Origin of the sequence: Rhodococcus sp. PAE-6, from assembly GCF_025290685.1 — a bacterium.
GTDB lineage: Bacteria > Actinomycetota > Actinomycetes > Mycobacteriales > Mycobacteriaceae > Rhodococcus > Rhodococcus pyridinivorans.
This window is the reverse complement of sequence record NZ_JAOCLZ010000213.1, coordinates 1-241: the sequence shown is the minus strand read 5'-3', so window position 1 is coordinate 241 and position 241 is coordinate 1. Positions and strand designations below refer to the sequence as shown.

1 protein-coding gene is annotated in these 241 nt (G+C 73.9%); it reads left to right on the top strand.

Going from position 1 to position 241, the window contains the following annotated elements:
- Positions 1-241: zinc-dependent metalloprotease (locus NVV99_RS26800; RefSeq protein ID WP_260783337.1), on the top strand; the 241-nt coding region annotated here is incomplete at both ends.

Below are 241 nucleotides of genomic sequence, written 5' to 3'. Positions count from 1 at the left end.
GGCGGACCGGCCGAGCAGACCTTCGCTACGCTCGTCGGCCTCGAGCTCCGGCCCCGGACGGTGCGCGAGGCCGCTGCGCTGTGGCGACGCCTCACCACCGACGCCGGCACCGAGGCCCGCGACCCTGTGTGGGCGCATCCCGACCTGCTGCCGGACTCGTCGGATCTCGACAACCCGACGGCCTTCGTCGATCGTGTGAGCGGCGGTGGCACCGGAGCCTTCGCGGATCCGATCGCCCAGC